The sequence below is a fragment of the Cellulomonas sp. P2_B4 genome (assembly GCF_056404795.1).
This window is the reverse complement of sequence record NZ_JBFUDI010000008.1, coordinates 90,235-115,814: the sequence shown is the minus strand read 5'-3', so window position 1 is coordinate 115,814 and position 25,580 is coordinate 90,235. Positions and strand designations below refer to the sequence as shown.

The 25,580-nt window shown below is 71.8% G+C and carries 18 protein-coding genes and 1 tRNA gene; 15 read left to right on the top strand and 4 right to left on the bottom strand.

What is annotated here, in order from left to right; translation table 11 throughout:
* Nucleotides 1-58 precede the first annotated feature (58 nt).
* The 6 genes from AC1DZC_RS14680 (at nucleotide 59) to AC1DZC_RS14655 (ending at nucleotide 5,736) form a co-directional block, all read left to right on the top strand.
* Nucleotides 59-1,258, top strand: coding sequence for an aggregation-promoting factor C-terminal-like domain-containing protein (locus AC1DZC_RS14680; protein ID WP_477039838.1), 1,200 nt, complete (start codon nucleotides 59-61; stop codon nucleotides 1,256-1,258).
* Nucleotides 1,259-1,599: 341 nt separating this feature from the next.
* Nucleotides 1,600-2,859, top strand: coding sequence for a ubiquitin-like domain-containing protein (locus AC1DZC_RS14675; protein ID WP_477043775.1), 1,260 nt, complete (start codon nucleotides 1,600-1,602; stop codon nucleotides 2,857-2,859).
* Nucleotides 2,860-2,959: 100 nt separating this feature from the next.
* Complete coding sequence (gene rsmA / locus AC1DZC_RS14670) at nucleotides 2,960-3,898, top strand: 16S rRNA (adenine(1518)-N(6)/adenine(1519)-N(6))-dimethyltransferase RsmA (protein WP_477043774.1); 939 nt, start codon at nucleotides 2,960-2,962, stop codon at nucleotides 3,896-3,898.
* Nucleotides 3,895-4,833: a 4-(cytidine 5'-diphospho)-2-C-methyl-D-erythritol kinase gene (locus tag AC1DZC_RS14665; RefSeq protein WP_477039841.1), complete on the top strand. Its 939-nt coding sequence runs from the start codon at nucleotides 3,895-3,897 to the stop codon at nucleotides 4,831-4,833. Before rsmA ends, AC1DZC_RS14665 begins: the two co-directional genes overlap by 4 nt.
* Nucleotides 4,834-4,883: 50 nt before the next feature.
* Complete coding sequence (locus AC1DZC_RS14660) at nucleotides 4,884-5,210, top strand: ArsR/SmtB family transcription factor (RefSeq protein ID WP_477043773.1); 327 nt, start codon at nucleotides 4,884-4,886, stop codon at nucleotides 5,208-5,210.
* 52 nt (nucleotides 5,211-5,262) lie between these two features.
* Nucleotides 5,263-5,736: an SRPBCC domain-containing protein gene (locus AC1DZC_RS14655; protein WP_477043772.1), complete on the top strand. Its 474-nt coding sequence runs from the start codon at nucleotides 5,263-5,265 to the stop codon at nucleotides 5,734-5,736.
* A 74-nt stretch (nucleotides 5,737-5,810) separates the two neighbouring features.
* Here the strand turns inward: AC1DZC_RS14655 and AC1DZC_RS14650 are convergent, their stop codons facing one another.
* Complete coding sequence (locus tag AC1DZC_RS14650) at nucleotides 5,811-7,016, bottom strand: LCP family protein (protein ID WP_477043771.1); 1,206 nt, start codon at nucleotides 7,014-7,016, stop codon at nucleotides 5,811-5,813.
* 96 nt (nucleotides 7,017-7,112) lie between these two features.
* Here AC1DZC_RS14650 and AC1DZC_RS14645 point away from each other — a divergent pair, with 96 nt between their 5' ends.
* A complete protein-coding gene (locus tag AC1DZC_RS14645) occupies nucleotides 7,113-8,906 on the top strand; it encodes an ABC-F family ATP-binding cassette domain-containing protein (RefSeq protein ID WP_477039845.1) in 1,794 nt (597 codons plus the stop codon).
* 12 nt (nucleotides 8,907-8,918) lie between these two features.
* On the opposite strand, the gene AC1DZC_RS14640 is transcribed toward AC1DZC_RS14645, so the two are convergent.
* Genes AC1DZC_RS14640 through AC1DZC_RS14630 form a run of 3 tightly spaced genes read right to left on the bottom strand, consistent with a single transcriptional unit; the run spans nucleotide 8,919 to nucleotide 11,222 of the window.
* The gene (locus tag AC1DZC_RS14640) at nucleotides 8,919-10,088 is read right to left on the bottom strand and encodes an MFS transporter (protein ID WP_477043770.1); all 1,170 of its coding nucleotides are present in this window, start codon (nucleotides 10,086-10,088) and stop codon (nucleotides 8,919-8,921) included.
* Nucleotides 10,085-10,600 carry a MarR family winged helix-turn-helix transcriptional regulator gene (locus AC1DZC_RS14635; RefSeq protein WP_477043769.1) on the bottom strand — a complete coding sequence of 172 codons (516 nt, stop codon included), beginning with the start codon at nucleotides 10,598-10,600 and terminating at the stop codon, nucleotides 10,085-10,087. The genes AC1DZC_RS14640 and AC1DZC_RS14635 overlap by 4 nt, the downstream gene beginning before the upstream one ends.
* A gap of 10 nt (nucleotides 10,601-10,610) precedes the next feature.
* Complete coding sequence (locus AC1DZC_RS14630; protein ID WP_477039932.1) at nucleotides 10,611-11,222, bottom strand: TetR/AcrR family transcriptional regulator; 612 nt, start codon at nucleotides 11,220-11,222, stop codon at nucleotides 10,611-10,613.
* Nucleotides 11,223-11,339: 117 nt separating this feature from the next.
* Here AC1DZC_RS14630 and AC1DZC_RS14625 point away from each other — a divergent pair.
* The 8 genes from AC1DZC_RS14625 to AC1DZC_RS14590 all read left to right on the top strand — a co-directional run bounded on the left by AC1DZC_RS14625 (nucleotide 11,340) and on the right by AC1DZC_RS14590 (nucleotide 25,479).
* Nucleotides 11,340-11,411: transfer RNA gene (locus AC1DZC_RS14625), tRNA-Gln, on the top strand.
* A 724-nt stretch (nucleotides 11,412-12,135) separates the two neighbouring features.
* Nucleotides 12,136-18,795: a ThuA domain-containing protein gene (locus AC1DZC_RS14620; protein ID WP_477043768.1), complete on the top strand. Its 6,660-nt coding sequence runs from the start codon at nucleotides 12,136-12,138 to the stop codon at nucleotides 18,793-18,795.
* A 230-nt stretch (nucleotides 18,796-19,025) separates the two neighbouring features.
* On the top strand, nucleotides 19,026-20,621 hold the full coding sequence (gene glmU, locus AC1DZC_RS14615; RefSeq protein ID WP_477043767.1) for a bifunctional UDP-N-acetylglucosamine diphosphorylase/glucosamine-1-phosphate N-acetyltransferase GlmU: 1,596 nt from the start codon (nucleotides 19,026-19,028) through the stop codon (nucleotides 20,619-20,621).
* On the top strand, nucleotides 20,618-21,601 hold the full coding sequence (locus AC1DZC_RS14610; RefSeq protein ID WP_477039850.1) for a ribose-phosphate diphosphokinase: 984 nt from the start codon (nucleotides 20,618-20,620) through the stop codon (nucleotides 21,599-21,601). The genes glmU and AC1DZC_RS14610 overlap by 4 nt, the downstream gene beginning before the upstream one ends.
* Nucleotides 21,602-21,609: 8 nt before the next feature.
* The gene (locus AC1DZC_RS14605; RefSeq protein WP_477043766.1) at nucleotides 21,610-22,344 is read left to right on the top strand and encodes an SIMPL domain-containing protein; all 735 of its coding nucleotides are present in this window, start codon (nucleotides 21,610-21,612) and stop codon (nucleotides 22,342-22,344) included.
* Between the two features lie 150 nt (nucleotides 22,345-22,494).
* Entirely contained in the window at nucleotides 22,495-23,118 is a 624-nt protein-coding gene (locus AC1DZC_RS14600) for a 50S ribosomal protein L25/general stress protein Ctc (protein WP_477043765.1), read from the top strand.
* An 82-nt stretch (nucleotides 23,119-23,200) separates the two neighbouring features.
* Nucleotides 23,201-23,818 (top strand): aminoacyl-tRNA hydrolase, encoded by a 618-nt coding sequence (gene pth, locus AC1DZC_RS14595; RefSeq protein ID WP_477043764.1) that lies wholly within the window; start codon nucleotides 23,201-23,203, stop codon nucleotides 23,816-23,818.
* A gap of 137 nt (nucleotides 23,819-23,955) precedes the next feature.
* Nucleotides 23,956-25,479 carry a sugar transferase gene (locus AC1DZC_RS14590; RefSeq protein WP_477043763.1) on the top strand — a complete coding sequence of 508 codons (1,524 nt, stop codon included), beginning with the start codon at nucleotides 23,956-23,958 and terminating at the stop codon, nucleotides 25,477-25,479.
* Nucleotides 25,480-25,580 lie beyond the last annotated feature (101 nt).

Below are 25,580 nucleotides of genomic sequence, written 5' to 3'. Positions count from 1 at the left end.
TTACGGTCGGACCGCCGTCCAGGACGGTGTCCTGTCCCCAAGGCCGAGGAGTCACCGCGTGAGCGACGACGAGGAGCGCGCGACGACCAGTCGCCTCGTGCCTCGTGGACGCCTCGGTCGGCTCGTCGCCCAGGCCGCCGTGCTGGCGGTCGTGGCCGGGGTGACCAGCGCTTTCGCCGTCCTGCACAAGCAGGTCACCGTCGATGTCGACGGCAAGGCCGTGCAGGTCGAGGCCTTCGGCCGGACCGTCTCGGACGTGCTTGCCAGCGGCGGGATCACCGTCGGCGACGGGGACCTCGTGGCGCCCTCGCTCGGCGAGACCATCGCGTCCGACGGGCAGATCGTCGTCCGGCACGGGCGCAACGTCGAGGTCGAGGTCGACGGTTCGGCGCGCAAGGTCTGGACCACCGCGCTGACGGTCGGCGAGGCCGTGGACGGGCTCGGTCTGCGCGACGACGAGGTCCGCCTGTCCGCGTCGCGCTCCGCCGAGCTCGGCCGCGACACGCTGCGGGTCTCGACGCTCAAGACGATCCACCTCGTCGTCGACGGGCAGGTGATCGACGGCGTGAGCAGCGCCGCCACCGTCCGCGACTCGCTCAAGGACGTCGGCCTCGTGCTCGGGGAGGGCGACCAGGTCTCGGTCCCGCTCGACGCGACGTCGGTGGACGGCCTCGTGGTCCTGGTGACCCGCGCGAGCACAGGCGGCGAGACGGTCCAGGAGGCCGTGCCCTTCGACTCCCAGGAGGTCGAGGACCCCAAGTCCGTCAAGGGCACCAAGGTCATCGAGACCAAGGGCAAGGCGGGCGTCCGGACCACCACGTACGAGCTGCAGATGGTCGGCGGGGTCGTCACCGGTCGCACGGCCGTCTCGTCGGTGGTCACGGTCCCGCCGGTCACGCAGGTGACCAAGGTGGGCACCCAGGAGCTCCCCGACCCGGCGGTCGTCGTGGTCGAGCCGGGCAGCGCGCAGGCGATCGGCAAGGAGCTCGCCGCGGCCCGGGGCTGGGGCGACGACCAGTTCGCCTGCCTGCTGTCCCTGTGGAACCAGGAGAGCGGCTGGCGCGTCAACGCGGCCAACAAGTCGTCCGGCGCCTACGGCATCCCGCAGGCACTCCCGGGCTCCAAGATGGCATCCGTCGGGGCCGACTGGCAGACCAACCCGGCCACCCAGATCACGTGGGGCCTCAACTACATCGGCGGCCGGTACGGGAACCCCTGCGGCGCCTACTCGCACCACGAGTCGAGCGGCTGGTACTGATCTTCACCCGATCTCCTCGACCGGCGGCAGCAACGTCCTGACGTGCACCGATGGGTGCCGGTTCCGCATGATCACGGGCTTGCGAGGGGTCGGCGAGGCCCACTGGCTTTGCCAATTGCGTAACGGAACGGTTACGGTCGACGCGCTCCTCGAACCTGGACGCCGGCCCATCTGGGCAGACGACCAGTCTCCGGGAGCCGACGGGGCCCGCTGCAGGCGGGCCGCCGTGACGGCCGGATCGGGGATCCGGGACCGACGGTTGACGCCTCCCTCCAGGCGTCTGCACGAGCCGCACTCCGGGCTCACCGCCGGGTGTCGCACCGCGGCACGACCTGCACCCCGTGCCCGGGCACCTCGACGGCTGGAGCCTCGTGCAGTTCTCGACCCTGAACCCCTTCGCGCGCGCCGCCGCCGCCTCCGACGTCACCCCTGACGACCTGGCCGGCACGACGCCCGACGACACCGCCGCGAAGGGCCATCGGTCGATGCGCACTCGCGTCCTGCCCATCACGGCGGCAGCCCTCGTCCTCGTCCTCGCGGGCGGCACGGCGGCCTACGCCCACGCCCAGAAGACCGTCACGCTCGACGTCGACGGCAAGGTCACCAAGATCACCACGTTCGCCGGGTCCGTCGAGGGCCTCCTCGACGCGCACGACGTGACGGTCGGCGCCCGCGACGACGTGAGCGCGAGCGGCGCGCTGACCGAGGGCGCGGACGTGGTCGTGCGGCACGCGCACCAGGTCACCGTGAACGTGGACGGCCAGGTGACGAAGCTCTGGACGACCGCCTTGTCCGCCGACGACGCGCTCGACGCTCTCTCCGCCCGCGGCGACCAGGTCGCGCTCGTCGCGTCCCGGTCCTCCGGCCGCGCGGAGCTCCCGCTCGACCTGACCGTCAGCGGCCCGGCCGAGGTGCTGGTGGACGGCACCACGCTGGCCGTCCCGGACGCCGACGCCACGGTCGCGCAGGTGCTCAGCGAGCTCGACGTCACGCTGCAGCCGCTAGACCTGGTCTCGGTCAAGCACGCCGACACCGGTCGCCTGCAGGTCGTCGTGAACCGCGTGGTCGAGCAGGACGTGACCGCGACGGTCGAGGTGCCGTTCGCCTCCGTCCAGCAGGACGAGCCCACGCGCTACGTCGGCCAGAAGCGGGTCCTCACGGCCGGCGTCGCCGGTGTGCGCACCGTGGTCGACCACGTGACCACCGTCGACGGCGTCGAGACGGCGCGCGTGAACCTCTCCGACACCGTCACGACGGCGCCGGTCAACGAGGTCGTCGGCGTCGGCAGCAAGGCGCGCCCGGTCGTCGCGAAGGCTCCGGCCGCCGCGTCCGGCACCCCGGTCACCGCCGGTGGGTCCGCCGACTCCCTGAACTGGGCTGCGCTCGCCGCCTGCGAGTCCGGTGGCAACCCCACCGTCGTCTCCAAGAACGGGCTGTACCACGGGCTCTACCAGTTCTCCGTGGGCACCTGGGCAGGCGTCGGCGGCTCCGGCCTGCCGTCGCAGGCCTCGTCCGACGAGCAGACGGCCCGCGCGAAGATGCTCTACAACCGTTCCGGCGCGAGCCCCTGGCCCGTGTGCGGGAAGCGGCTGTTCAGCTGATCGACGTGCCGCGAGGCCCTCGTCCCCTGGTGGGACGGGGGCCTCGCCCGCATCCGGCGTGTGTGCGTCGGAGCGAGACGTCTCGCCTAGGCTCGGGCCCATGTCGAGCATCGAGCTGCTGAGCGCCACGGAGATCCGTGAGCTCGCGGCCCGTGCCGGCATCCGCCCCACCAAGCAGCTCGGGCAGAACTTCGTGCTCGACGGCGGGACCGTGCGCAAGATCGTCCGGCAGGCCGACGTCGTCGCGGGCGACCGCGTCGTCGAGGTCGGGCCCGGGCTCGGCTCGCTGACGCTCGGGCTGCTCGAGGCCGGGGCCGACGTGATCGCGGTCGAGATCGACCCCGTGCTCGCCCGGCTGCTCCCGTCCACGGTCCTCGCGCACCTGCCCGGGCTCACGGTCGTGGAGCAAGGTTCCGACGAGGACCCCGTGGTGCTGCGCGACGCGGACGGCCGCGACCGGCTGACGATCGTCCTGTCGGACGCCCTCGAGGTGCGCGCGCTGCCCGGACCCCCGCCCGTCGCCCTCGTCGCGAACCTGCCGTACAACGTCTCCGTGCCCGTCCTGCTCACGTTCCTCGAGCGGTTCGACTCCTTGCAGCGTGTGCTCGTGATGGTGCAGGCCGAGGTGGCCGACCGCCTCGCGGCCCCGCCCGGCAGCCGCACGTACGGGGTGCCGTCCGCGAAGGCAGCCTGGTACGCCTCGGCGCGACGCACCGCGACGGTCGGCCGCACCGTCTTCTGGCCCGCCCCGAACGTCGACTCCGCGCTCGTCCGGTTCGACCGTCGCGAGCCGCCCGAGACCAGCGCATCGCGCGAGGAGGTGTTCGAGGTCGTCGACACCGCTTTCGCGCAGCGCCGCAAGATGCTCCGCTCCGCGCTGGCGACCCTGGCGGGGTCGCCCGACGCCGCCGTCGCGGCGATCGAGGCCGCGGGCGTCGACCCGCAGGCACGCGGCGAGGTCATCGACATCGCGGCGTTCGCGCGGATCGCCGCGGCTCTGGCTGCGCAGGCTCCCGGACCTGGCAGGGTGGAGCCGTGACCCTGACTCCCGTAGCGCCGCTGCCCGAGCACGAGGTCCGGGTCCGCGCGCCGGGCAAGATCAACCTCTCGCTGCGCGTCGGCCCGCTCGAGGCGGACGGCTACCACCCGGTCTCGACCGTGTTCCAGGCGGTGTCGGTGTTCGAGGAGGTCGTCGCGACCCCCGCCGACCGTCGCACGCTGACCGTCAGCGGGCCGCAGTCCGAGCTCGTCCCGACCGACGCCACGAACCTCGCCCTGCGCGCCGCGCAGCTGCTCGCCGCGCGCGCGGGGATCGACGACGGCGTCCACCTGCACCTGCACAAGGGCGTGCCCGTCGCCGGGGGCATGGCCGGGGGCTCCGCCGACGCCGCGGCCGCCCTGATCGCCTGCGACGCCCTGTGGCGCACGGGCATGAGCCGCGACGACCTGCTCGAGCTGGCCGCCGAGCTCGGCTCCGACGTGCCGTTCGCGCTCTCGGGCCACACCGCGGTCGGCTCCGGCCGTGGGCACCTGCTGACGCCCGCCCTCAGCCGCGGCGAGTTCCACTGGGCCTTCGCCGTGCAGGACCGCGGCCTGTCGACCGCCGCCGTGTACGCCGCGTACGACGAGCTCGCCGACGCACCGCGCGACCCCGAAGCCGAGGACGACGTCCCGCTCATGCAGGCCCTGCGCGCGGGCGACCCGCGTGCGCTCGGCGCAGCCCTGCACAACGACCTCCAGCTCGCCGCCCTGTCGCTCGACCCCGGCCTGGCCGAGCCGCTCGCGGTCGCCCAGGACGCCGGGGCGCTCGGCGTCGTCGTCTCCGGCTCCGGACCGACCATCGCCGCGCTCGGCCGCAGCCGCCAGCACGCCCTGGTCCTCGCCGCCGCGTTCACCGCCTCCGGCGTGGCCGACCGGGTCCTGACCGCCGCCGGCCCCGTCGCGGGCGCCCGCGTCGTCAGCTCGACGGACTGATCTCCCGCGCACCCCTTGACATCCGTCGCGCATGGGCAATACTTAAGCACATGCTTAACAATGACGAGCTGGACCAGGTCTTCAAGGCCTTGTCCGACGGGACCCGCAGGGCGATGGTCGAGCGCCTCGTCCGCGGTCCGGTGTCGGTGAGCCAGCTCGCCGAGCCGTTCGCGATGTCGCTCCCGGCGGTCCACCAGCACCTCGCGGTGCTCGAGGACGCGGGGATCGTGACCTCCCACAAGATCGGTCGCGTCCGCACGGTCCAGCTCGCCACGGACGCGCTCACGCCCGCGGGGGAGTGGATCGGCCGCCAGCGGCTGCCCGCCGAGCGGCGGCTCGACCGCCTCGGCGCCCTCCTGGCCGACCCGCACGCCTGACCCGAAGAACACCCACCCGGCCGCCTCGACGGCCATCCCGAAGGAGCACCCCATGTCCACGGACACCAGTATCGAGAACACCGTCACCCACGCGACCTTCGTCGTCGAGCGTACGTTCGACGCGCCATTGGACCGCGTCTGGGATGCGTTCGCCGTCCCGGAGCAGCACGCGCAGTGGTTCGGCGCCGAGGACAACTTCACGGCCACCGAGGAGTCGGAGGACTTCCGCGTCGGCGGTGGCTCCGTCCAGGACGGTCAGTGGCACGAAGGACCGACCAGCCGGTACGTCGGCACCTACACCGACATCGTCGACAAGCAGCGGATCGTGGCCACCTACGACATGTGGGTGGACGGCAAGCACCTCTCGACGTCGGTGAACTCGACGGTGTTCGAGGCGGTCGAGGGCGGCACGCGCCTCACGTACACGGAGCACGGCGTCTTCCTCGACGGCCAGGAGGACGGCTCGCAGCGCGAGGCCGGCTTCGGCGGCATCTTCGACGTGCTCGCGGCGTACCTGGCGCGCTGAGCCGACGACACCTCACGACCGCACCTCGCGGCGGTGGATCCCCCTGCGGTCCACCGGCGCGAGGTGCGGTCGTCTCAGGTGCAGGTCGTGGCGGCGTCGGCCGACGTGGTCACGCCGTTCGAGGGCGTCCAGGGCGGGTCGACGACGGGTGGGACGGTAGCGGCCGGCGACGAGGCGGGGCCACCGGATTCGACCGGTGGCGACGGCGCGACCTCGCCCACCGGCTGGTCCGCCGCGAGCCGGGCCCACAGCGTGTCCGCCTCGGGCGCCCACACCAGGCGGTTGCGGTCCTTGGGCGACACCGCGGTCGGCATGGACAGGAACACGACGTGGTCGGCGCCCACGTGCCGCAGCGACAGCCCGAGCCCGGTCAGGTCCGCCAGCGACGAGAACCCCTCGCTCGCGGTCAGCGAGCTCGTCGCGGCACGGGCGAACGAGAAGAGGGCCACGGGATCGGCGAGCGTCTGCGCGCTCAGCAGGGACGCCGACATCGCACCCATGAGGTCGTGCTGGCGCAGGATCCGCTGCGTGTCGGAGCCGTCGCCGAGGTCCTCGCGGGCCCGCGCGAACTGCACGGCCGTCGTCCCGTCGAACACCTGCGGGCCGGCCGGCACGTGCAGGCCGGTGCTGGCGTCGTCGTACGCCTCGGGCAGGCAGATCGGGATGCCGCCGATCGCGTCGACCATGGCCGTCAGCCCGACGAAGTCGAGCAGGACGAAGCCGTCGAGCCGAAGCCCGGTGATCGTCTCGACCGTCCGCCACGTGCACGCGGCCGCGGTGGCCAGGTCCTGGCTGTGGTTCCAGCCGACCGAGAAGGCGTCGTTGAACATGTCCTGGGACTTCCCGGGGATCTCGGTGCCGTCCCGGGTGACGCACGTCGGGCGGTCGATCACGAGGTCCCGGGGGATCGAGACCAGCTCGACGCGGCTCCGGTCCGCCGAGATGTGCGCGACGATCGTCGTGTCGGAGTGCATCCCGTCGTTGGCGCCGCCGATTGCCGCGTTCGCGCCGCTACGGTCGTCGGAACCGAGGATCAGCACGTTGACCGCGGAGCCCACGTGCACGTCGCCGGGAGCGGACGGGGTCGCGCTCGGCGACGGGCGGTCGCCGAGCATCGCCGTGACGTCGCCCGCGTCGTCGATGTTGTCGTCCAGCGACAGGTAGGCGGCCGCGGCGGCGCCCGCCCCGAAGGCCAGGGTCGCGACGACCCCGAGGGCGATCCCTCGACCGATGCGCCGGCCGGGCCGGCGCCGTCCGTGCTGTGCGGCGGCTGTGCGCATGCTCTGGACGTTAGGCCGCAGGTCAGGGGCTGTGTGCGGGCTTGGGTGGAGATCCGGTCGAGGAGCTGTGCACGTGTGCGGGTAACCTTCACGCCGATGGCTCACCTACTCGGCGCGGACCGCGTCACGCTCACGCTGGGCACCCGGACGCTCCTGGACGAGGTCTCCCTCGGGCTGGACGACGGCGCCCGGATCGGCGTCGTCGGCCCCAACGGCGCCGGCAAGTCCACCCTGCTGCGCGTCCTGTCGGGCCAGCAGGAGCCCGACGCCGGCCGCGTCACCTGGGCCGGCGGTGTCCGGGTCGTCGTCCTGGACCAGCGCGACCAGCTCGCTCCGGGCCGTACGGTGCTGGACGTGGTCCACGGGTCCGCCGACGAGCACGAGTGGGCCGCCGACTCCCGGATCCGTTCCGTGCACGCGGGGCTGCTCGCGGACGTCGCGCTGGACACCCCGGTCGACAGCCTCTCCGGCGGGCAGCGCCGCCGGGTCGCGCTCGCGGCCCTGCTCGTGCGCGACGAGGAGGTCCTCGTCCTGGACGAGCCGACCAACCACCTCGACGTCGAGGGCGTCGCGTGGCTGGCCGAGCACCTGGTCGAACGGTTCGGCCGCGGCCAGGGAGCGCTCGTCGTCGTCACCCACGACCGGTGGTTCCTCGACGCCGTCTGCACGCGCACGTGGGAGGTGCACGACGGCGGCGTCGACCAGTACGAGGGCGGGTACGCGGCGTACGTCCTCGCGCGGGCCGAGCGGGCCCGCAACGCCTCGACCGCCGAGGAGAAGCGGCAGAACCTGCTGCGCAAGGAGCTCGCCTGGCTACGCCGCGGGGCACCCGCGCGCACGTCCAAGCCGAAGTTCCGCCTCGACGCCGCCGCCGAGCTCATCGCCGACGAGCCCCCGCCCCGCGACCAGCTGTCCCTCACGAGGATGGCGACCGCCCGGCTCGGCAAGGACGTGCTCGACATCGAGGACGCGTCCGTGGTCTACGGCGACCGCACCCTCCTGCACGACGTCACGTGGCGGCTCGGCCCGGGCGACCGCGTCGGCCTGGTCGGCGTCAACGGTGCCGGCAAGACGACGCTGCTGCGGCTCCTGTCCGGTCGGCTCCAACCCACCACCGGCCGGGTCAAGCGCGGCAAGACCGTGCAGGTCGCAGAGCTTCGCCAGGACGTCGAGGACCTCGACGAGCTCGCCGACCTGCGCGTGATCGAGGTGATCGAGCGCGAGAAGCGGTCGGTCGTCGTCGGCGGCAAGGAGCTGACGGCCGCGCAGCTGGTCGAGCGGCTCGGCTTCACCCGGGAGCGGTCGAGCACGCCGGTGCGCGACCTGTCCGGCGGCGAGCGCCGACGGCTGCAGCTGCTCCGGCTCCTCGTCGGCGAGCCCAACGTCCTGCTCCTCGACGAGCCCACCAACGACCTCGACACCGACACGCTCGCGGCCCTCGAGGACCTGCTGGACGGCTGGCCGGGCACGCTGATCGTCGTCTCGCACGACCGCTACCTGCTCGAACGCGTCTGCGACACGCAGATGGCCCTGCTCGGCGACGGCATGCTGCGCCAGCTGCCGGGCGGCGTCGAGCAGTACCTGACGCTGCGCCGGACCGCGATCGCCGCGGGCGGCTCGGTGACCTCGGTCCTCGATGCCGGCCCGGCCCCCGTCGACCGTCCTGCGGTCTCCGAGGCCGACCTGCGCACGGCCCGCAAGGAGATCGCGCGGATCGAGCGGCGGCTGTCGCGGATCGCCGACCAGGAGTCCGCGCTCCACCAGAGGATGTCCGAGCAGGCGACCGACCACCAGGCCGTCCTCGCGCTGGACGCCGAGCTGCGCGCGCTCGCGGCCGAGAAGGACGACCTCGAGACCGCCTGGATGGAAGCCGCCGAGATCGTCGGCTGACGTCACGGTCGGTCAGGACTTCATCGACCGCAGCGCCAGCCCGGACGCCGACGCCATGGCGACGACCGCGACGAGCACCACGGCCAAGGGTCCCGACCACCCGCCCGACGCGGTGTGCACGGCCCCGAGCACGGACGGCCCGAGCGCGCCGGCCGTGTACCCGATCGATTGCACCGTCGCGGACATCCGGCGCGCGGCGGCCTGCGACCCGGCGGAGGACGCGATCACGGTGAAGATGACGGTGAAGTTCCCGCCCTGCGCGATCCCGGCGCAGATGCACCAGACGGCCCACAGGGACGGTTCGAGAAGCAGGCCGAGGGGCAGAGCCAACCAGAAGACCGCGATGCCGAGCGACACGAGCGGCAGGGGAGTGCGGCGCGCGAGGACGAGCGGCACGGCGACCCCGCCGACCATGCCGAACAGCTGGAACAGCGCGGCCGCGCCCCCGGCGCCGGTCGGGGCCAGTCCGAGGGTGTCGCCGAGGATCGAGGGCAGCCAGGCGCTGACGGCGTAGTACCCGAACGCCTGCCCGGCGAACGCGACGGCCAGGAACCACGTCACGGGCCGTCGCCAGACGGAGTCGCCGGAGGCGGACGCGAGCACCGGCGGAGCCACGTCCTCGCGAGCGGGGTAGGCCCGTCGCCACACGACGATCGCGATCACCGCCAGCAGCCCCCACGAGGCCAGCGCCCACCGCCAGCCGACCAGCGCCGCCAGCGGTGCGGTGAAGACGGTGGTCAGGACGGACCCGCCGTTGAGCGCCGCGGTGTAGAGGCCCGTGACCCGAGCGACCGACCCGGGGAAGTCCCGCCCGATCACCACCGGCACGGCGACGTTCCCCGCGGTGATCGCGACGCCGATCAGGACCGTGCCCGCCAGGGCGAGGGCGAACCCGCCCGACGAGCGCAGCAGCGTCCCGGCGAGCACGGTCACCAGCGACGCGAGGACGACGCGTGAGGTCCCGAGCCGCCCGAGCAGCACGGCCATCACGGGCGTCAGCACCGCGAAGCAGAGCACGGGGATGCCGGTCAGCAGCCCGACGCCGGCGGCGGAGAGCCCCAGCGACGCGCGCACCTCGTCGGCCACGGGTGCCAGCGCGGTGATCGGCGCGCGCAGGTTCAGGGCATACAGCAGGACGGCAGCAAGAAGGAGGCCCCGCGACGCTGAGCGAAAGGTCGTCAAGACGCGTCGAACGGGGCGACGACCTCGCGCAGCAGGGCCGCGAGCTGCTCGCGGTCGCCCTCGTCGAGGTCGCCGAGCAGTCCGCGCTCGACGTCGAGCAGGTCGGCGAACGCCGCGTCGACCCGGGCACGGCCGGCCGCGGTCAGCTGCACGAGCACCCCGCGGCGATCGTCGGGGGCGGGCAGTCGCTCGACCAGCCCGTGCTCGGCCAGGCGGTCGATGCGGTTGGTCATGGTGCCGCTGGTGACCAGCGTCTGGGTCAGCAGCGCGCCGGGCGAGAGCCGGTACGGGGACCCGGCCCGGCGCAGCGCGGACAGGACGTCGAACTCCCAGGTCTCCAGGTCGTGCCGCGCGAACGCGGACCGTCGGGCGAGGTCGAGGTGCCGTGCCAGGCGGCTGACGCGCGAGAGCACGGTCAGGGGGCGGACGTCGAGGTCGGGTCGCTCGCGCTGCCAGGCGAGGACGATCTTGTCGACCTCGTCCCGCGCGCCGTCGCGATCCGGGAGTGCCATAGCGCCGAGATTACTCGACGTCGACAGAAGACCGCGTCAGGGTGGGCCGGCGCTCGAGCCCGGACAGCCCGTTCCACGCCAGGTTGACCAGGTGCGCGGCGACCTGGTCCTTGCTGGGCTTGCGCGCGTCGAGCCACCACTGCCCGGTCAGGGCCACCATGCCGACGAGCATCTGCGCGTACATCGGGGCGGTCTTGGGGTCCTGTCCCTGCTTCTTGAACTGGTCGGCGAGCAGGTGCTCGACCTGGGTGGCCACGTCGCCGATCAGGCTGGAGAACGTGCCGGTCGCCTGGGCGACGGGGGAGTCGCGCACGAGGATCCGGAAGCCGTCCTCGGAGGTCTCGATATAGCCGAGCAGGGCCAAGGTGGTCCGCTCGACGAGCGCCTTGGGGTGGCCGCCCTCCTCGAGCGGCGCGCTGAGCGCGCGGGTCAGGGCCTGGATCTCCCGGTCGACGACGACCGCGTAGACGCCCTCCTTGCCCCCGAAGTGCTCGTAGACGACGGGCTTGGACACCTCGGCGCGCGCGGCGATCTCCTCGACGCTCGTGCCGTCGAACCCCTTCTCGGCGAACAGGCGGCGCGACACGTCGAGCAGCTGTGCTCGACGCTGCGTCCCCGTCATCCGGGTACGAGCTGCGCGCTTGGGGTCGGTGGCCACGCGCCCATCATGCCGTGGCGGGGTGCGCAACCTGTGCGTTCTCCCTGGCAGACTTGGCGACGAGTGGGCACAGCCCGCCGGTCCGCCCTGGTGTAACGGCAGCACGCCGGCCTTTGGAGCCGTGCAGTCCAGGTTCGAATCCTGGGGGCGGAGCCTCGACTGTGGCGCCTCTGCGCAGGCCGAACGCGCCCCGCCCTGTCCTCGTCGGCTCGCGCTGCGGTCTGCCTCGCGACCCTGTACAAAAGGTACGGGACTAGTGCCGATCAATACCCGGACTTTTGCCGGAGGATTGTCAGAAGTCCGGCAAAAGTGTTAGTTTGCGCCTGCCGCCCGATGCGGGTCGGCGCACAGGAAGCACCTTCGAAGGAGAAGGAATGCTGTCTGCCAGGCATCCCGAGACGCACGGTCCTCGCGTCGGAGATGGATCGGTCCCGCTCGTCGCCGAGCGGCGATCGCCCGGCCCCGAGAGCGACCAAGGGCCGCCATTCGTCAGCTAGAGCGGCGCCCCGCCCGGGGCGCCCACCCTGTGGCCCGCCACGGGTGCTGCCGAAGGCAGCGAACACTGCCGCACTCGCGGCCATGTCGCACCGACGCTCGTGGGTCGGCGCGGAGATCACCAGCAGGGAGAGCGCGGCTGCGCGCGCCCATCTCCTGCCCACCCGGTTCGATCACGAAAGGACTTCACCATGCCCGGTCTCACCGACCGACGTGCCGGCCGTTCGCCGGCAGGTCAGCAAGCCCTCCACCCGCAGGCGAGCACGCACTGCGGACGGGGTGCCGCATGACCCCCCAGCGGCGGAAGGGGCAGGGTGTCGCAGCCGCCCTCCCCTTCCGTCCTCGCCGGCGGCTTGCTGCAGCGATCGCTGCCGTCGTCGCGTTGGCCGTCACCGGTCTGGTCGGGGTCGCGCCTGCCGCGAGCGCGGCGTCCACCGGCTCGGTCCAGCAGGCGCCGGCGATGCCGGCGCTCGCGCAGTCGGTGCCGTCGGTCCTGCCCATGCACGAGGAGGGCGTCGAGCCCTACAAGGTGCTGGTCTTCTCCAAGACGGCGGGCTTCCGGCACACCGACGGCATCACCGCCGGGATCGCCGGCATCACGGCGCTCGGCGCTGAGCACGGTTTCACCGTGGACGCCACGGAGGACTCGTCGGCGTTCACGACGGCGAACCTGGCGCAGTACGCGACGGTCGTCTTCCTGTCGACGACCTCACCGACCGCGGACGCGCTGCTGAACACCGCGCAGCAGCAGGCCCTGCAGGCCTACGTCGAGAACGGCGGCGGCTGGTTCGGCATCCACGCCGCTGCCGACGCCAACTACGACTGGCCCTGGTACCAGGGTCTCGTCGGCGCGTACTTCAAGCAGCACCCGGCGATCCAGCAGACCAAGGTGCTGATCGAGGACCGGGTCCATCCCGCGACCGAGGGCCTGGGTGACGAGATCACCCTGACCGACGAGCTCTACGACTACCAGACCAACCCCCGGGACAGCGTCCACGTGCTCGCGTCCCTGGACGCGCGCTCGTACACCGGCAGCACGATGGGCCTCGACCACCCGATCGCCTGGTGCCAGGACTACGACGGCGGTCGGTCCTTCTACCTGGGCCTCGGCCACGACGCCACCAACTGGACCAACGGCGCCTTCCTGCAGATGGTCTCCGGGGGCATCGAGACCACCGCCGGTGTCGTCTCGGCAGACTGCGGCGCCTCGGTGCCGAAGAACTACGAGCTGGTCAAGCTCGACGACAACACCTTCGACCCGATGCAGCTCGACGTCGCCGCTGACGGACGGGTGTTCTACATCGAGCGCGAGGGCGCGATCAAGGTCATCGACCCGACGACCGGCCACACCTCCGCCGTCGCGACGCTCAACGCCTTCACCGCCAACGAGTCCGGAGTGCTGGGCCTGGCCCTCGATCCGGACTTCGTGACCAACAACTTTGTCTACGTCTTCTACTCGCCTGCGGGTACCGAGAGCGTCGATCAGCTCTCGAGGTTCACCGTGTCGGCGACGAACACCTTGGTCGCGGGCTCGGAGAAGGTCGTCCTCCAGGTGCCCGTGCAGCGTGGCGAGTGCTGCCACCACGGCGGTTCGATGGTGTTCGACCGGGCCTCGGGGGACCTCTACCTCGCGACGGGCGACAACACCAACCCGTTCGCGTCGGACGGCTACGCGCCGCTGGACCAGGGCGCCGGTCGGGCGGCCTGGGACTCCGAGCGCACAGCGGGCAACACCAACTCGCTGTCCGGCAAGCTCCTGCGCATCCACCCCGAGGACGACGGCACCTACTCCGTCCCCGCCGGAAACCTGTTCGCGCCCGGGACCGACAAGGCCCGGCCCGAGGTGTACGGGATGGGCTTCCGCAACCCGTTCCGCATCAACATCGACCCGAAGACCGGCACCGTGTTCGTCGCCGACTACGGACCCGACGCGGGGAGCGCAGACCCGAACCGCGGTCCGCAGAACACCGTCGAGTGGAACATCATCGCCAAGCCGGGCAACTACGGCTGGCCCTACTGCACCGGCCCCAACAAGGCCTACAACCACTGGAACTTCGCCACCCACCAGTCCGGACCCGCGTACGACTGCGCAGGCGGGCCGGTGAACGACTCGCCGAACAACACCGGTCTGGCGCAGCTGCCTGCGGCGATCCCCGCAACGCTCTACTACCACTACAACGCCGCGGAGGACTTCCCCGAGATCGGCGGCGGTGGCGCGCCCATGGCAGGGCCGATGTACCGGTACGACGAGACGAGCACGTCGGACACCAAGTGGCCCGCGTACTGGGACGGCAAGGCCCTGTTCGGTGAGTGGAACAACAACGTCGTCTACTCGTTGCTGACCACGTCGGACGTCCGCCGGCTCCAGAAGATCACCAAGATCAACGAGGCCAGCCTCGGCGCCGGCCAGCGCTCCATCAAGATGATGGACGCGAAGTTCGGTCCGGACGGCAGCCTCTACATCATCGACTGGGGCTCCGGCTGGGAGAACAACGGCGACTCCGGCCTCTACCGGATCGACTACGTCTACGGCAACCGGTCGCCCATCGCGAAGGCGTCGGCGGACGTCGACTCCGGGCCGGCACCGCTCGCGGTCCAGTTCTCCTCCACCGGGTCCCGCGACCCGGACGGCGACGAGCTGACGTACTCCTGGGACTTCGGCGACGGGACGACGTCGACCGAGGCCGCCCCGAGCCACACGTTCGCGGCGGGCACGTACAACGTCGTGCTGACGGCGACCGACGCCGACGGTCGCTCCGGGCTCTCCAGCGTCTCGGTGATCAGCGGGAACACCCGGCCGACCGTGACCGTGACGGCTCCCGTGGACGGCGGGTTCTTCCAGTTCGGTGACCAGATCAAGTTCGACGTGACCGTCACCGACCCGGAGGACGGTTCGACCACGTCGCAGACGATCTCGTGCGACGACGTGCACGTGCAGAACCAGCTCGGTCACGTGTCCGGCAGCGACTCCCACGCGCACCCGATGAGCCAGACGACCGGCTGCACGGGTGTGGTCCAGACGCTCGAGGACGGTGGACACGGTGGCGACGTCCACCTGTTCTGGGTCATCGAGGGCTCCTACACCGACAAGGGTGCGCCCGGCGGGGTCCCGTCGCTGACGGGCACCACCTCGGTCGTGCTGCAGGACAAGCACCACCAGGCCGAGCACTTCGACTCGACCGGCCGCCTGCCCGGATCGGCCTCCACCGGAGACCCGGGCGTGCAGAAGGAGACCACGTCCGACCCGCTCGGCGGCACCCAGAACATCGGCTTCATCGAGCCCGACGACTGGTTCGCCTTCGCCCGGGTCAACCTGAGCGGGATCGACCGGATCCAGATCCGGGCCGCCAGCCCGGCTGACGGTGGCGCCGACCTGAACCTTCGCTGGAACGACCCCGTGGACGGCCCGCTCCTGGGCACCGTGCACGTCGACAACACCGGAGGGTGGCAGAGCTACCAGAACTTCGGGGTGGACCTCACCGACGCTCCGACCGACACCGGCACGATCTACGTCGTCGCCGCGAAGCCGGGTACCACCGGCTCCGTGACGAACGTCAACTGGGTCGACTTCGTCGGCAAGGGCGTCACGGCCAACGAGCGGCCGGTGATCGGCGCCGCCGACCTCTCGCCGACGAGCGGCACGGCGCCGGTGAGCGTCACGGCCACGGCCGCGGCGAGCGACCCGGAGGGCAAGGCCGTCTCGTACCACTGGGACTTCGGTACGGCTGACGGTGCGACGGCTGACACGGCTTCCGCCTCCTACACCTACACCGTGCCGGGCAAGTACACCGCCAAGCTCACGGTGACGGATCCGGGCGGGGCCACCGCCAGCCGCACCTTCCCGGTGACGGTCGACGCACCGCCGGACGGCTGCTTCGGCAACTTGTCCGACCAGTTCGACGGCACCACCTTGAACACCGGTCGGTGGAGCACCGTCGTCCGGCCCAACCAGGACCTGCAGGTCCGGGACGGTGCGCTGCACATCCCGGCGTCCAAGACCGACATCTACGGTGCTGGCGGCGACGTCCCCAACATCGTGCTGCAGGATCTGCCGAGCGGCGCCTGGCAGGCCACGACCAAGGTGAACATCAAGGCGTACACGTCGTACCAGCAGGCAGGTCTGCTCCTGTACAGCAACGACGACAACTACGCGAAGCTCGTCGTCCAGGGTCGGAGCAGCAACCCGGCCGACCACATCATCCAGTTCGCCCACGAGGTCGGTGGTTCGGCGCAGGAGGCCAACTCCGCCGCGCTTGGTACCGCCTTCCCCGACACCGTGTACCTGCGGATCTCCAGTGACGGCACCACCCTGTCGCCGTCGTACTCCACCGACGGGACGACGTGGATCACGCCGGACCAGTCGTGGAGCGGCTGGGACGCGATCCGCAAGACTCAGGCGAGCCTGGGCAGCCCGAAGATCGGGCTGGCCGCCTTCGCCAACGGCTCCGGAACGGTGACCGACGCGGCCTTCGACTGGTTCCGGCTCAGCCCGGACCCGTCCGAGTCGGTGTCCACCCCTGATGACGAGTTCACCGGGGATGCACTCGTCGCCTGCCGGTGGACCACCCTGCGTCCCGACGCCACGGCCCTGCGGGTCGGTGACGGGAAGCTGTCGATCGACACCAAGCCGGGTGAGATCGACACCAGCAGCAACGTGATCGTGCAGAACCAGCCGGCGGGCAACCACTGGGTGGTCGAGACGAAGATCGACGGCTCCGCGCTGAACGAGCACTTCCAGCAGGCCGGCATCGTGGTCCTGGGCGACGACCGCAACTACGTCAAGCTGGACTTCATCACCGACAACAACCCCGGCAGCGCCGTGACCCGTCGGCTGGAGTTCCGCAGCGTGCTCGACAACGTCCAGCAGCAGCCCCAGCCGAACCTGAACAACCTGACCCAGGGTGTCTGGTACCTGCGGGTGGAGCGTCAGGACAACAACTTCGCCGGTTGGTACTCGACCGACGGAGCGACCTGGACGAAGTTCGCCGACACGGTGGCCAACATCCCGGCGGCCTCCGGCGGCAAGGTGGGTCTGTTCGCCATCGGGGTGGACCAGACCGGGTCGGCGACCGCGGCGTTCGACTACTTCCGCGTGATCGGAGGTTCTCCGGCGGACACCACCGCACCGGTCACCACCGCCATCAAGGACCCGGCCGAGCCGACCGGTACGAACAGCTGGTACACCGGTCCCGTGACGGTCAGCCTGACGGCCGTCGACGAGACGGGCGGCTCCGGTGTCCAGGGCATCTCGGCAGCTGTCGACGGTGGTCCTGCCGGGACCTACACGACGCCCGTCGCCCTCAGTGGTGACGGCGTCCACACGGTGGCGTTCGCGGCCACCGACAAGGCGGGCAACGTCGAAGGATCACGGACGCTGACCGCGAAGATCGATGCGACCGCACCGGTCACGGCGCACGCTCTGTCCGAGACGGGTCTGCTGACCCTGACGGCGGTCGACGCCACCTCGGGAGTGGAGCGGACCGAGTACAGGATCGGCACCCAGCCGTGGTCGGCGTACACCGCGCCGGTCCAGGTGGAGCTCACGGCCTCCGAGCAGACCGTCGAGCTCCGGTCGGTGGACAAGGCCGGCAACACGGAGGCGACGCAGTCGGTCACCGTGCCGGCCGCGGGCGACACCACACCTCCGGTGTCGAAGGCCACCGTCGACCCGTCCAGCCCGGACGGCCAGAACGGCTGGTACACCGGAGACGTCAGCGTCACCCTGACCTCGGACGACGCCGACAGCGGCGTCGACCGGATCGAGTACGCGACGACGGACGACGCGTGGACCGCCTACACGGCGCCCATCGCGATCACCGACGGCATCACCGCGATCCGGTTCCGGGGCGTGGACGAGGCCGGGAACGTCGAGTCGCCCAAGACTCTGACGCTCAAGCGGGACACGGTGGCGCCGGAGACCGCCGCCGACGTGGACTCCGACGCCGCGAACGCCACGGTCACCCTGGTCCGGGCGGACGACACCTCCGGTGTGGCGTCGACGCAGTACCGGGTCGACGGTGGGGCGTGGAGAACCTACTCCGCACCGTTCGTCGTGGCCCGGACGTCGGCTCCGCAGGTGATCGAGTTCCGGTCGACCGACAAGGCCGGGAACGTCGCCGGTCCCCGGTCGGTCACCGTCCCCGCCAAGCAGGTCCAGGGGAAGCCGTCCGTGACCACGCTGTCGCTGTCGGCCACCCGGATCACGGTCGGCAGCCCGATCAAGGTGACCATCTCGGTCGTGACGAGCGGAACGCTCGGCAACGAGCTGGTGACGCTCTACGACGGGTCCACCCCGATCGGTGCCGGCATCCTCAAGAGGGGCACGGTGACCGTCACCGTGCCGGACCTCGAGGTGGGTACCCACGCGTTGCAGGCGAAGTTCGCCGGCAACGCAGGCGTGGCGGAGTCCGCGTCGCCCGTCCGGCAGGTGGTGGTCGACGCCGCGGCGTCCACCACCAAGCTGACTGCCAGTGCTGCCGGGCAGACGTACGGCACCGACAAGCCGGTGCTGCTCACGGCAAAGGTGACGCTCACCAACGGCGCCGTGCCGGCCGGCGGCGTGGAGTTCCGGTCGGGCGGTCAGGTGGTCTACACCGCCCCGGTCTCGTCCGGGAAGGCGACCTACCGGCTGCCGTCGGACGCGACCGTCGGGGCGACGTCGTTCACCGCGACGTTCGTCCCGGCCGATCCGACCACGTCCGCGGGGTCCACCTCGACGGCCGTGACGGTGACGGTCGTCAAGGCGGTCTCCAAGACCTCCTTGAAGGCGAGCGCGACGAGCCAGAAGTACGGGACGAGCAAGCCGGTCACGCTGACGGCTGCGGTGTCGCTGGACACCGGTGGACCCGCCACCGGCACGGTGGTGTTCGCCAGCAACGGCAGCACCGTCGGCACGGTCGTCGTCTCCGGCGGCAAGGCGGCGTACACGCTGAGCCCGACGACGCCGGTCGGCTCGCAGAAGGTCACCGCGACCTTCGTCCCGGCGACACCGGGAGGAGTCGTCGGATCGACCTCGGCGGCGGTCACCGTCGTGGTGAAGTGAGGTAGCAGGACGAGGAAGGGCGCGGGGCCGCACCGGAGACGGTGCGGCCCCGCGCTGCGTGATGCCCGCCGTTCTCGGGCGTGACACCGCCCGCCACCGCCGTGCACCGGAGCTCCGGCGGCGTCCGCAGGTCCGGCGGCCAGGAGTGCTCCGGCGCGACGGTAGAGTTCACGGTGCGCACGAGATCCGCCGCCCGACCTCTCGGGCAGATCCGCGAGGAGCACCCACAGGTGACGTTCCCCCGCCCAGCCGCCGTCGTCGTCCTCGCCGCAGGCGAAGGAACCCGGATGCGCTCGGCGACACCCAAGGTCCTGCACACGTTGGCCGGCCGCAGCCTGCTCGGCCACGCGATGGCCACCGCGCGGGCGCTCGACCCCGGTCGCGTGCTCGTCGTCGTCCGGCACGAGCGCGAGCTCGTCGCCGCGCACGTGCGTGAGCTCGACTCGCAGGCCCTGCTGGCCGACCAGGACGAGATCCCCGGCACCGGCCGCGCGGTCCAGGTCGCCATGCGAGGCCTCGACGCCGCCGCCCAGGCCGACGCGGCGGGCGAGGGCACGGTCGGATCGGCGACGAACGCGCAGGTCGCCGGTGCCGTCGTCGTCATCGCGGGCGATGTCCCGCTGCTCGACGCGGCGACTCTGCACGAGCTGCTCGAGGCGCACCACGCGGACGGCAACGTGGTCACCGTGCTCACCACCGAGGTGGCCGACCCCACGGGCTACGGCCGCATCCTGCGGGAGCCCGGCACCGGGGACGTGCTCGGCATCGTCGAGGAGAAGGACGCGACCGACGAGCAGCGCGCCATCGCCGAGATCAACTCGAGCATCTACGTCTTCGACGCCGAGATGCTGCGCGGTGCGCTCGGCCGGCTGGGCCGCGACAACGCGCAGGGCGAGGTCTACCTGACCGACGTGCTCGCGATCGCCCGCACCGACGGCGGCCACGTGCGGGCGCTGCGCACCGACGACCCGATGCTCGTCGAGGGCATCAACGACCGCGTGCAGCTCTCGGTCCTGCGCGCGGAGCTGAACCGCCGGATCCTCGAGGACTGGATGCGCGAGGGCGTCACGGTCGTCGACCCGGCCACCACCTGGGTGGACGTCGACGTCGAGCTCGAGCGCGACGTGACCCTCCTGCCGGGGACGCAGCTGCACGGCGCGACGGTGGTCCGCGAGGGCGCGACCGTCGGCCCCGACACCACGCTGACCGACGTCGAGGTGGGTGCGCGCGCCACGGTCGTGCGGACGCACGGGAACCTCGCGGTCATCGGCGCTGGCGCGAGCGTCGGCCCGTTCGCGTACCTGCGCCCGGGCACCGAGCTCGGCGAGGACGGCAAGATCGGCACGTTCGTCGAGACGAAGAACGCGCAGATCGGCACGGGCTCGAAGGTCCCGCACCTCTCCTACGTGGGTGACGCGACGATCGGCGAGCACACGAACATCGGTGCGGCGTCGGTGACCGTCAACTACGACGGTGTGAACAAGCACCGCACGACGATCGGCTCGTACGCCCGCACCGGTGCGGACAACATGTTCGTCGCTCCCGTGACGATCGGCGACGGTGCCTACACGGGCGCCGGCAGCGTGATCCGTCGCGACGTCCCCTCGGGCGCCCTCGGCGTCAGCGCGGGCGCGCAGCGCAACATCGAGGGGTGGGTCTCGCGCTCGCGGGCCGGCACCCCCGCGGCGGCCGCCGTCGTCCGTCCGCGCGACGACCTCTCGCCCCAGGCCCGCGCGGAGCTCGACCGTGCCGCGACCGCCGCCGGAGCCACCCCTGCGACACCTCCTCCTGTACTACCCGTCGACACGAAGGACTCCGCACGATGACCGGGATCGTCTCCACGGACGGCGAGAAGCGACTGGTGCTCCTCTCCGGTCGCGCGCACCCCGACCTGGCCAACAACGTGGCCACGCACCTGGGCATCGAGCTGCTGCCGACCACCACCTACGAGTTCGCCAACGGCGAGCTCTACACCCGGTTCGGGGAGTCGGTGCGCGGTGCGGACACGTTCGTCCTGCAGTCGCACTCGTCGCCGATCAACACGTGGATCATGGAGCAGCTGCTCATGGTCGACGCCCTCAAGCGCGCGTCCGCCAAGACGATCACCGTCGTCGCACCGTTCTACGGGTACGCCCGCCAGGACAAGAAGCACCGCGGCCGCGAGCCGATCTCCGCGCGCCTCATGGCCGACCTGTTCAAGACGGCCGGTGCGGACCGCCTCATGAGCGTCGACCTGCACGCCGCGCAGATCCAGGGCTTCTTCGACGGACCGGTCGACCACCTGTGGGCCATGCCGATCCTCACGGACTACGTGCGCAGCCGCGTCGACACCTCCAACGTCACGGTCGTCTCGCCCGACGCCGGCCGCATCCGCGTGGCCGAGCAGTGGGCCGCCAAGCTCGGCGGCGGGCCGCTGGCGTTCGTGCACAAGACCCGGGACATCCGCAGCGCCAACAAGACGGTGTCCAACCGCGTCGTCGGTGACGTCGAGGGCCGCTCCTGCGTGCTCGTCGACGACCTCATCGACACGGCCGGGACCATCGCGGGCGCGGTCCGCGTGATCCTCGAGGCCGGCGCCAAGGACGTCATCGTCGCGGCGACTCACGGCGTGCTGTCCGACCCGGCCGTCGAGCGGCTCCAGGGCAGCGGCGCCCGCGAGGTCGTCATCACCGACACGCTCCCGATCGCCGACGACCGCCGCTTCCCCAAGCTGACAGTCCTGTCCATCGCCCCGCTGATCGCCCGCGCGATCCGCGAGGTCTTCGACGACGGCTCGGTCACCTCCCTCTTCGACGGCCAGGCCTGACGGTCCCGATGGGCGACGAGCGTCGAGGGTCCCGCGGCGGCGTCACCGTCCGCGGTTCCGGCGAGGTGCTCACCGTCCCGGACGTCGTGATCGCCGAGCTGGGCGCCGAGGCGCGCGCGCTCGACGCCAACCGTGCGCTGGTCCTGGCGAGCGCCGCGGTCGTGCGCATGACGGACGCCCTGCGCGAGGCGGGCGTCGAGGCGCGGGCCCTGCAGAGCCGGGGCACGTCGACCTGGACCGACGGCGATCACGCCGTGGCCCGGACCGACCTCACCGTGACGCTGCGCGACATCGACGCGGCGGGCGACCTGCTGGGTGCCGCCGTCACGGCGGGGGGCGACGAGGCCCGCGTCGGCACGCTGCGCTACGCGGTGAGCGACCCGAGCGCCGCCCAGGCGTCCGCGCGCGAGCTCGCGTGGGCCGACGCCGTGACCAAGGCCACGCACTGGGCGACCCTGGCCGGGCGGCCGCTCGGCGAGGTGGTCTGGGTCCAGGAGGGCGGCGCGGACGCGGCCCCGATGTTCGCGCGGGTCGCCGCCGCGCCGATGGGCATGTCGATCCCGGTCGAGGCGGGCGAGCAGACCGTCCGGGCCGACGTGACGGCCCGCTTCGCCTGGGCGGAGCAGACCTCCGGGGTTGGGAGCACCCACCTGCCTCGGGTAGTCTCTTCAGGTTGCCTCGGCGAGGGACGAAGGACGGTCGGAAGGATCGGCGCCACGGCGTCGGACCCGCAAGGCCCCTGAGCTCCGTGATCGACTGGGCGAGCCGCCTCCGCGTGCCCGTCCTGCGTCCCGCGTCGAGGCCACCACCACTGCCACCAACTGCGGCTCGTGCCGCCTCACGTTGTTCCGTCCGCCCGCGACACTGCGCGGGCGCCTACTCCCGGAGTCACCATGGCTGAGATCAAGCTCGTCGCCACCACCCGCACCGAGTTCGGCAAGGGCGCCGCGCGCCGCCTGCGTCGCGCGGAGCAGATCCCCGCGGTCCTCTACGGCCACGGCTCGGACCCGCTGCACGTCGCCCTCCCGGGCCACCAGACGATGCTCGCCGTGAAGCAGGCCAACGCGCTGTTCTCGATCGAGCTCGACGGCAAGTCCACGCTCGCGATCACGAAGGACGTCCAGCGCGACGTCGTCAAGAACACCATCGAGCACGTCGACCTGCTCATCGTCACGCGCGGCGAGAAGGTCACCGTCGACGTCCAGGTCACCGTGACCGGCGAGTCCTACCCCGGCACGATCCACGTCTTCGAGGCGCAGACGCTGTCGCTCGAGGTCKAGGCGACGCACATCCCCTCCGAGGTCCAGGTCTCCATCGAGGGCCTCACGGGTGGCACCTCCATCACCGCCGGCGAGATCACGCTGCCCTCGGGTTCCACGCTGCTCAGCGACCCCGACCTCACCGTCATCGCGATCAGCGTCCCGCACGCGTCGGCCGACGACCTGGCCGCCGAGGCCGCCGCCTCGGAGATCGCCGCGTCGCAGTCGGCCGCGTCGGCCGCAGCCGCCGAGGCCTGAGCCTCTCCGTAGCACCCTCGACGCCCGGTACCGTTCCGACGGTGCCGGGCGTCGTGCTCTGTACCCGCCCGAAGGAGGCGACATGACCGACGGACCCTGGCTGGTCGTGGGCCTGGGCAACCCCGGCGCGCAGTACGCCGGCAACCGCCACAACGTGGGCCACATGGTCCTGGACGAGCTGGCGAGGCGCACCGGTGCCAGCTTCGGCACGAAGGGCGGCCTGCTGTCGCGACGACCGCAGGCGGCGGTCGCCGAGGCTCGCCTCGGCGTGCTGCCGGGCGGCGTCCCGGGGCCGCGGGTGGTGCTGGCCAAGCCGACGACCTACATGAACGTGTCGGGCGGACCGGTCTCGGCGCTCGCGCAGTACTACGACGTGCCGGTCGAGCGGACGATCCTCGTGCACGACGAGCTCGACATCCCGTTCGCCGACGTCCGGCTCAAGCGCGGTGGGGGCGAGGGCGGCCACAACGGCCTGCGCGACACCAGCAAGGCCCTGGGCAGCAAGGACTACGTACGCGTCCGCGTCGGCGTCGGGCGCCCGCCGGGTCGCATGGACGCGGCCGAGTACGTCCTGCGCGACTTCGCCAAGGTCGAGCTCAAGGAGCTCCCGTGGCTGCTGGACCGCGCCGCGGACGCCGTCGAGGCGGTCGTCGTGAAGGGTCTCGAGGCCGCTCAGCTGGAGTTCCACACCCGTTCCTGAGCCGTCATCGTCTGTTCACTCGTCTGAGGGTGAAGTCGGCACAAGCCGGGTGAAATCGGACACAAGGTACTGAACGGTACAGATCGTCGCTATAGCCTCTCCGTGTCCACAAAGCACACACGAGGGGTGGGGGAGTAGTGACGCTCGCAGCGGATCACGAGTACTCGCTCTTCCACGACCCCGCGGACCGTCGCGGAACCGCGAGCGAGCCGCGTCGGTCGTGGGCCTCCTCGCAGCCCTTCGAGCAGCGCAGGACGCTGCAGGACGCCGACGACAAGGCCACCGGCTGGCGTTCGGTCGGCAGCCGCTACGGTCTCGCGGCCCTCGCCTCCGACGCCGGGATCGCCGTGTTCGTCACGGGGATCACGCTGGCCCGCTCGTACGACCTGCGCACCTCGCTCGGCCTGGGCATCCTCGGTGCCGCGGCCTTCGTCGGCCTCGTCGCCGCCTTCGGTGGCTACCGCGCCCGGCACCTCGGCGACGGCCCGGGGGAGTTCCAGTCGCTGCTTCGTGCCGCCGTCTCCGCGGCGCTCGGGCTCATGGTCCTCGGCTACGTCTTCCAGGTGCCCGTGCCGCGGGCGCTCGTGCTCGTCGGGCTTCCGGTGGGGACGGCCCTGTGCTGGTTGTTCCGCCACATGCAGCGTCGGTGGTTGCACCGGTGGAGGCAGTCCGGCGCCGCGATGATGACCACGGTCGTCGTCGGTGACCCCGACTCGGCGAGCAAGGTCATCCGTGACCTCACCATCGCCCCGCACCACGGCTACCGGATCGACGGTGTCTGCATCCCGTCGCTGAACGGTGAGCGCGCCGTCGCGGGCGCTCCGGTGCTCGGCGCCGTCGCGGACGTCGTGCAGGTGGTCGCGGACCGCCAGATCGACGTGGTGGTCGTGACCGGCAACTACCTGTCGGGTGCTGCGCTGCGCCGCCTGTCCTGGGCCCTGGAGCGGGCCGGGGCACACCTGGTCGTCGCGCCGGACATCATCGAGGTCTCCGGGCCGCGCCTGACCGTGCACCCCACCGCGGGGCTCTCGCTGCTCGAGGTCGAGGTCGGTTCGCCCCGCCGTCGCCTCGTCGCCAAGATGTTCATCGACGTGACCCTCGCCGCGATGGCGCTCCTGGTCTTCGCCCCCGTCATCGCGGTCGCCGCGATCGCGGTGCGGGCCACCAGCAAGGGTGGTGCCTTCTACAAGCAGACCCGCGTCGGCATCGACGGTCGCCCGTTCACCATGTGGAAGCTGCGCACCATGTACTCCGACGCCGACCAGCGCCGCGAGGCGCTGCTCGACTCGCGCATCGGCGACGGCGTGATGTTCAAGATGGCCGAGGACCCCCGCGTGACGCGCGTCGGCAAGGTGCTCCGCCGGTACTCGCTGGACGAGCTTCCCCAGCTGTTCAACATCCTGCACGGCGACATGGCCCTCGTCGGCCCTCGCCCGCCGCTGCTCGAGGAGGTGGAGGCGTACGAGGACCAGGTCCAGCGTCGGCTCCATGTCCGCCCGGGCCTGACCGGGCTGTGGCAGGTCAGCGGTCGTTCGAACCTCGGCTGGATGGAGTCGGTCCAGCTCGACCTGCGGTACGTCGACAACTGGTCCGTCACGATGGACATGCTGATCCTCTGGAAGACCGCTCGCGCGGTCGTCACGGGGAACGGCGCGTACTGACGACGCAGACATCGCCCGGGTGAATCGATCCCATCCGGACCCGGTCGGGCAGTGCACGACCTAGGCTCGCCGCGCGCGAATCAGAGCCCACGACGAGCGAG

Excerpts from the sequence above, each read along its gene's own strand:
- AC1DZC_RS14605 (WP_477043766.1), top strand. The coding sequence starts at position 21,610 with ATGGGCGACGAGCGTCGAGGGTCCCGCGGCGGCGTCACCGTCCGCGGT.
- AC1DZC_RS14630 (WP_477039932.1), bottom strand. The coding sequence starts at position 11,222 with ATGACGGGGACGCAGCGTCGAGCACAGCTGCTCGACGTGTCGCGCCGC.
- rsmA (WP_477043774.1), top strand. The coding sequence starts at position 2,960 with ATGTCGAGCATCGAGCTGCTGAGCGCCACGGAGATCCGTGAGCTCGCG.
- AC1DZC_RS14660 (WP_477043773.1), top strand. The coding sequence starts at position 4,884 with ATGCTTAACAATGACGAGCTGGACCAGGTCTTCAAGGCCTTGTCCGAC.
- AC1DZC_RS14645 (WP_477039845.1), top strand. The coding sequence starts at position 7,113 with ATGGCTCACCTACTCGGCGCGGACCGCGTCACGCTCACGCTGGGCACC.
- AC1DZC_RS14610 (WP_477039850.1), top strand. The coding sequence starts at position 20,618 with ATGACCGGGATCGTCTCCACGGACGGCGAGAAGCGACTGGTGCTCCTC.
- AC1DZC_RS14635 (WP_477043769.1), bottom strand. The coding sequence starts at position 10,600 with ATGGCACTCCCGGATCGCGACGGCGCGCGGGACGAGGTCGACAAGATC.
- pth (WP_477043764.1), top strand. The coding sequence starts at position 23,201 with ATGACCGACGGACCCTGGCTGGTCGTGGGCCTGGGCAACCCCGGCGCG.
- AC1DZC_RS14650 (WP_477043771.1), bottom strand. The coding sequence starts at position 7,016 with ATGCGCACAGCCGCCGCACAGCACGGACGGCGCCGGCCCGGCCGGCGC.
- AC1DZC_RS14655 (WP_477043772.1), top strand. The coding sequence starts at position 5,263 with ATGTCCACGGACACCAGTATCGAGAACACCGTCACCCACGCGACCTTC.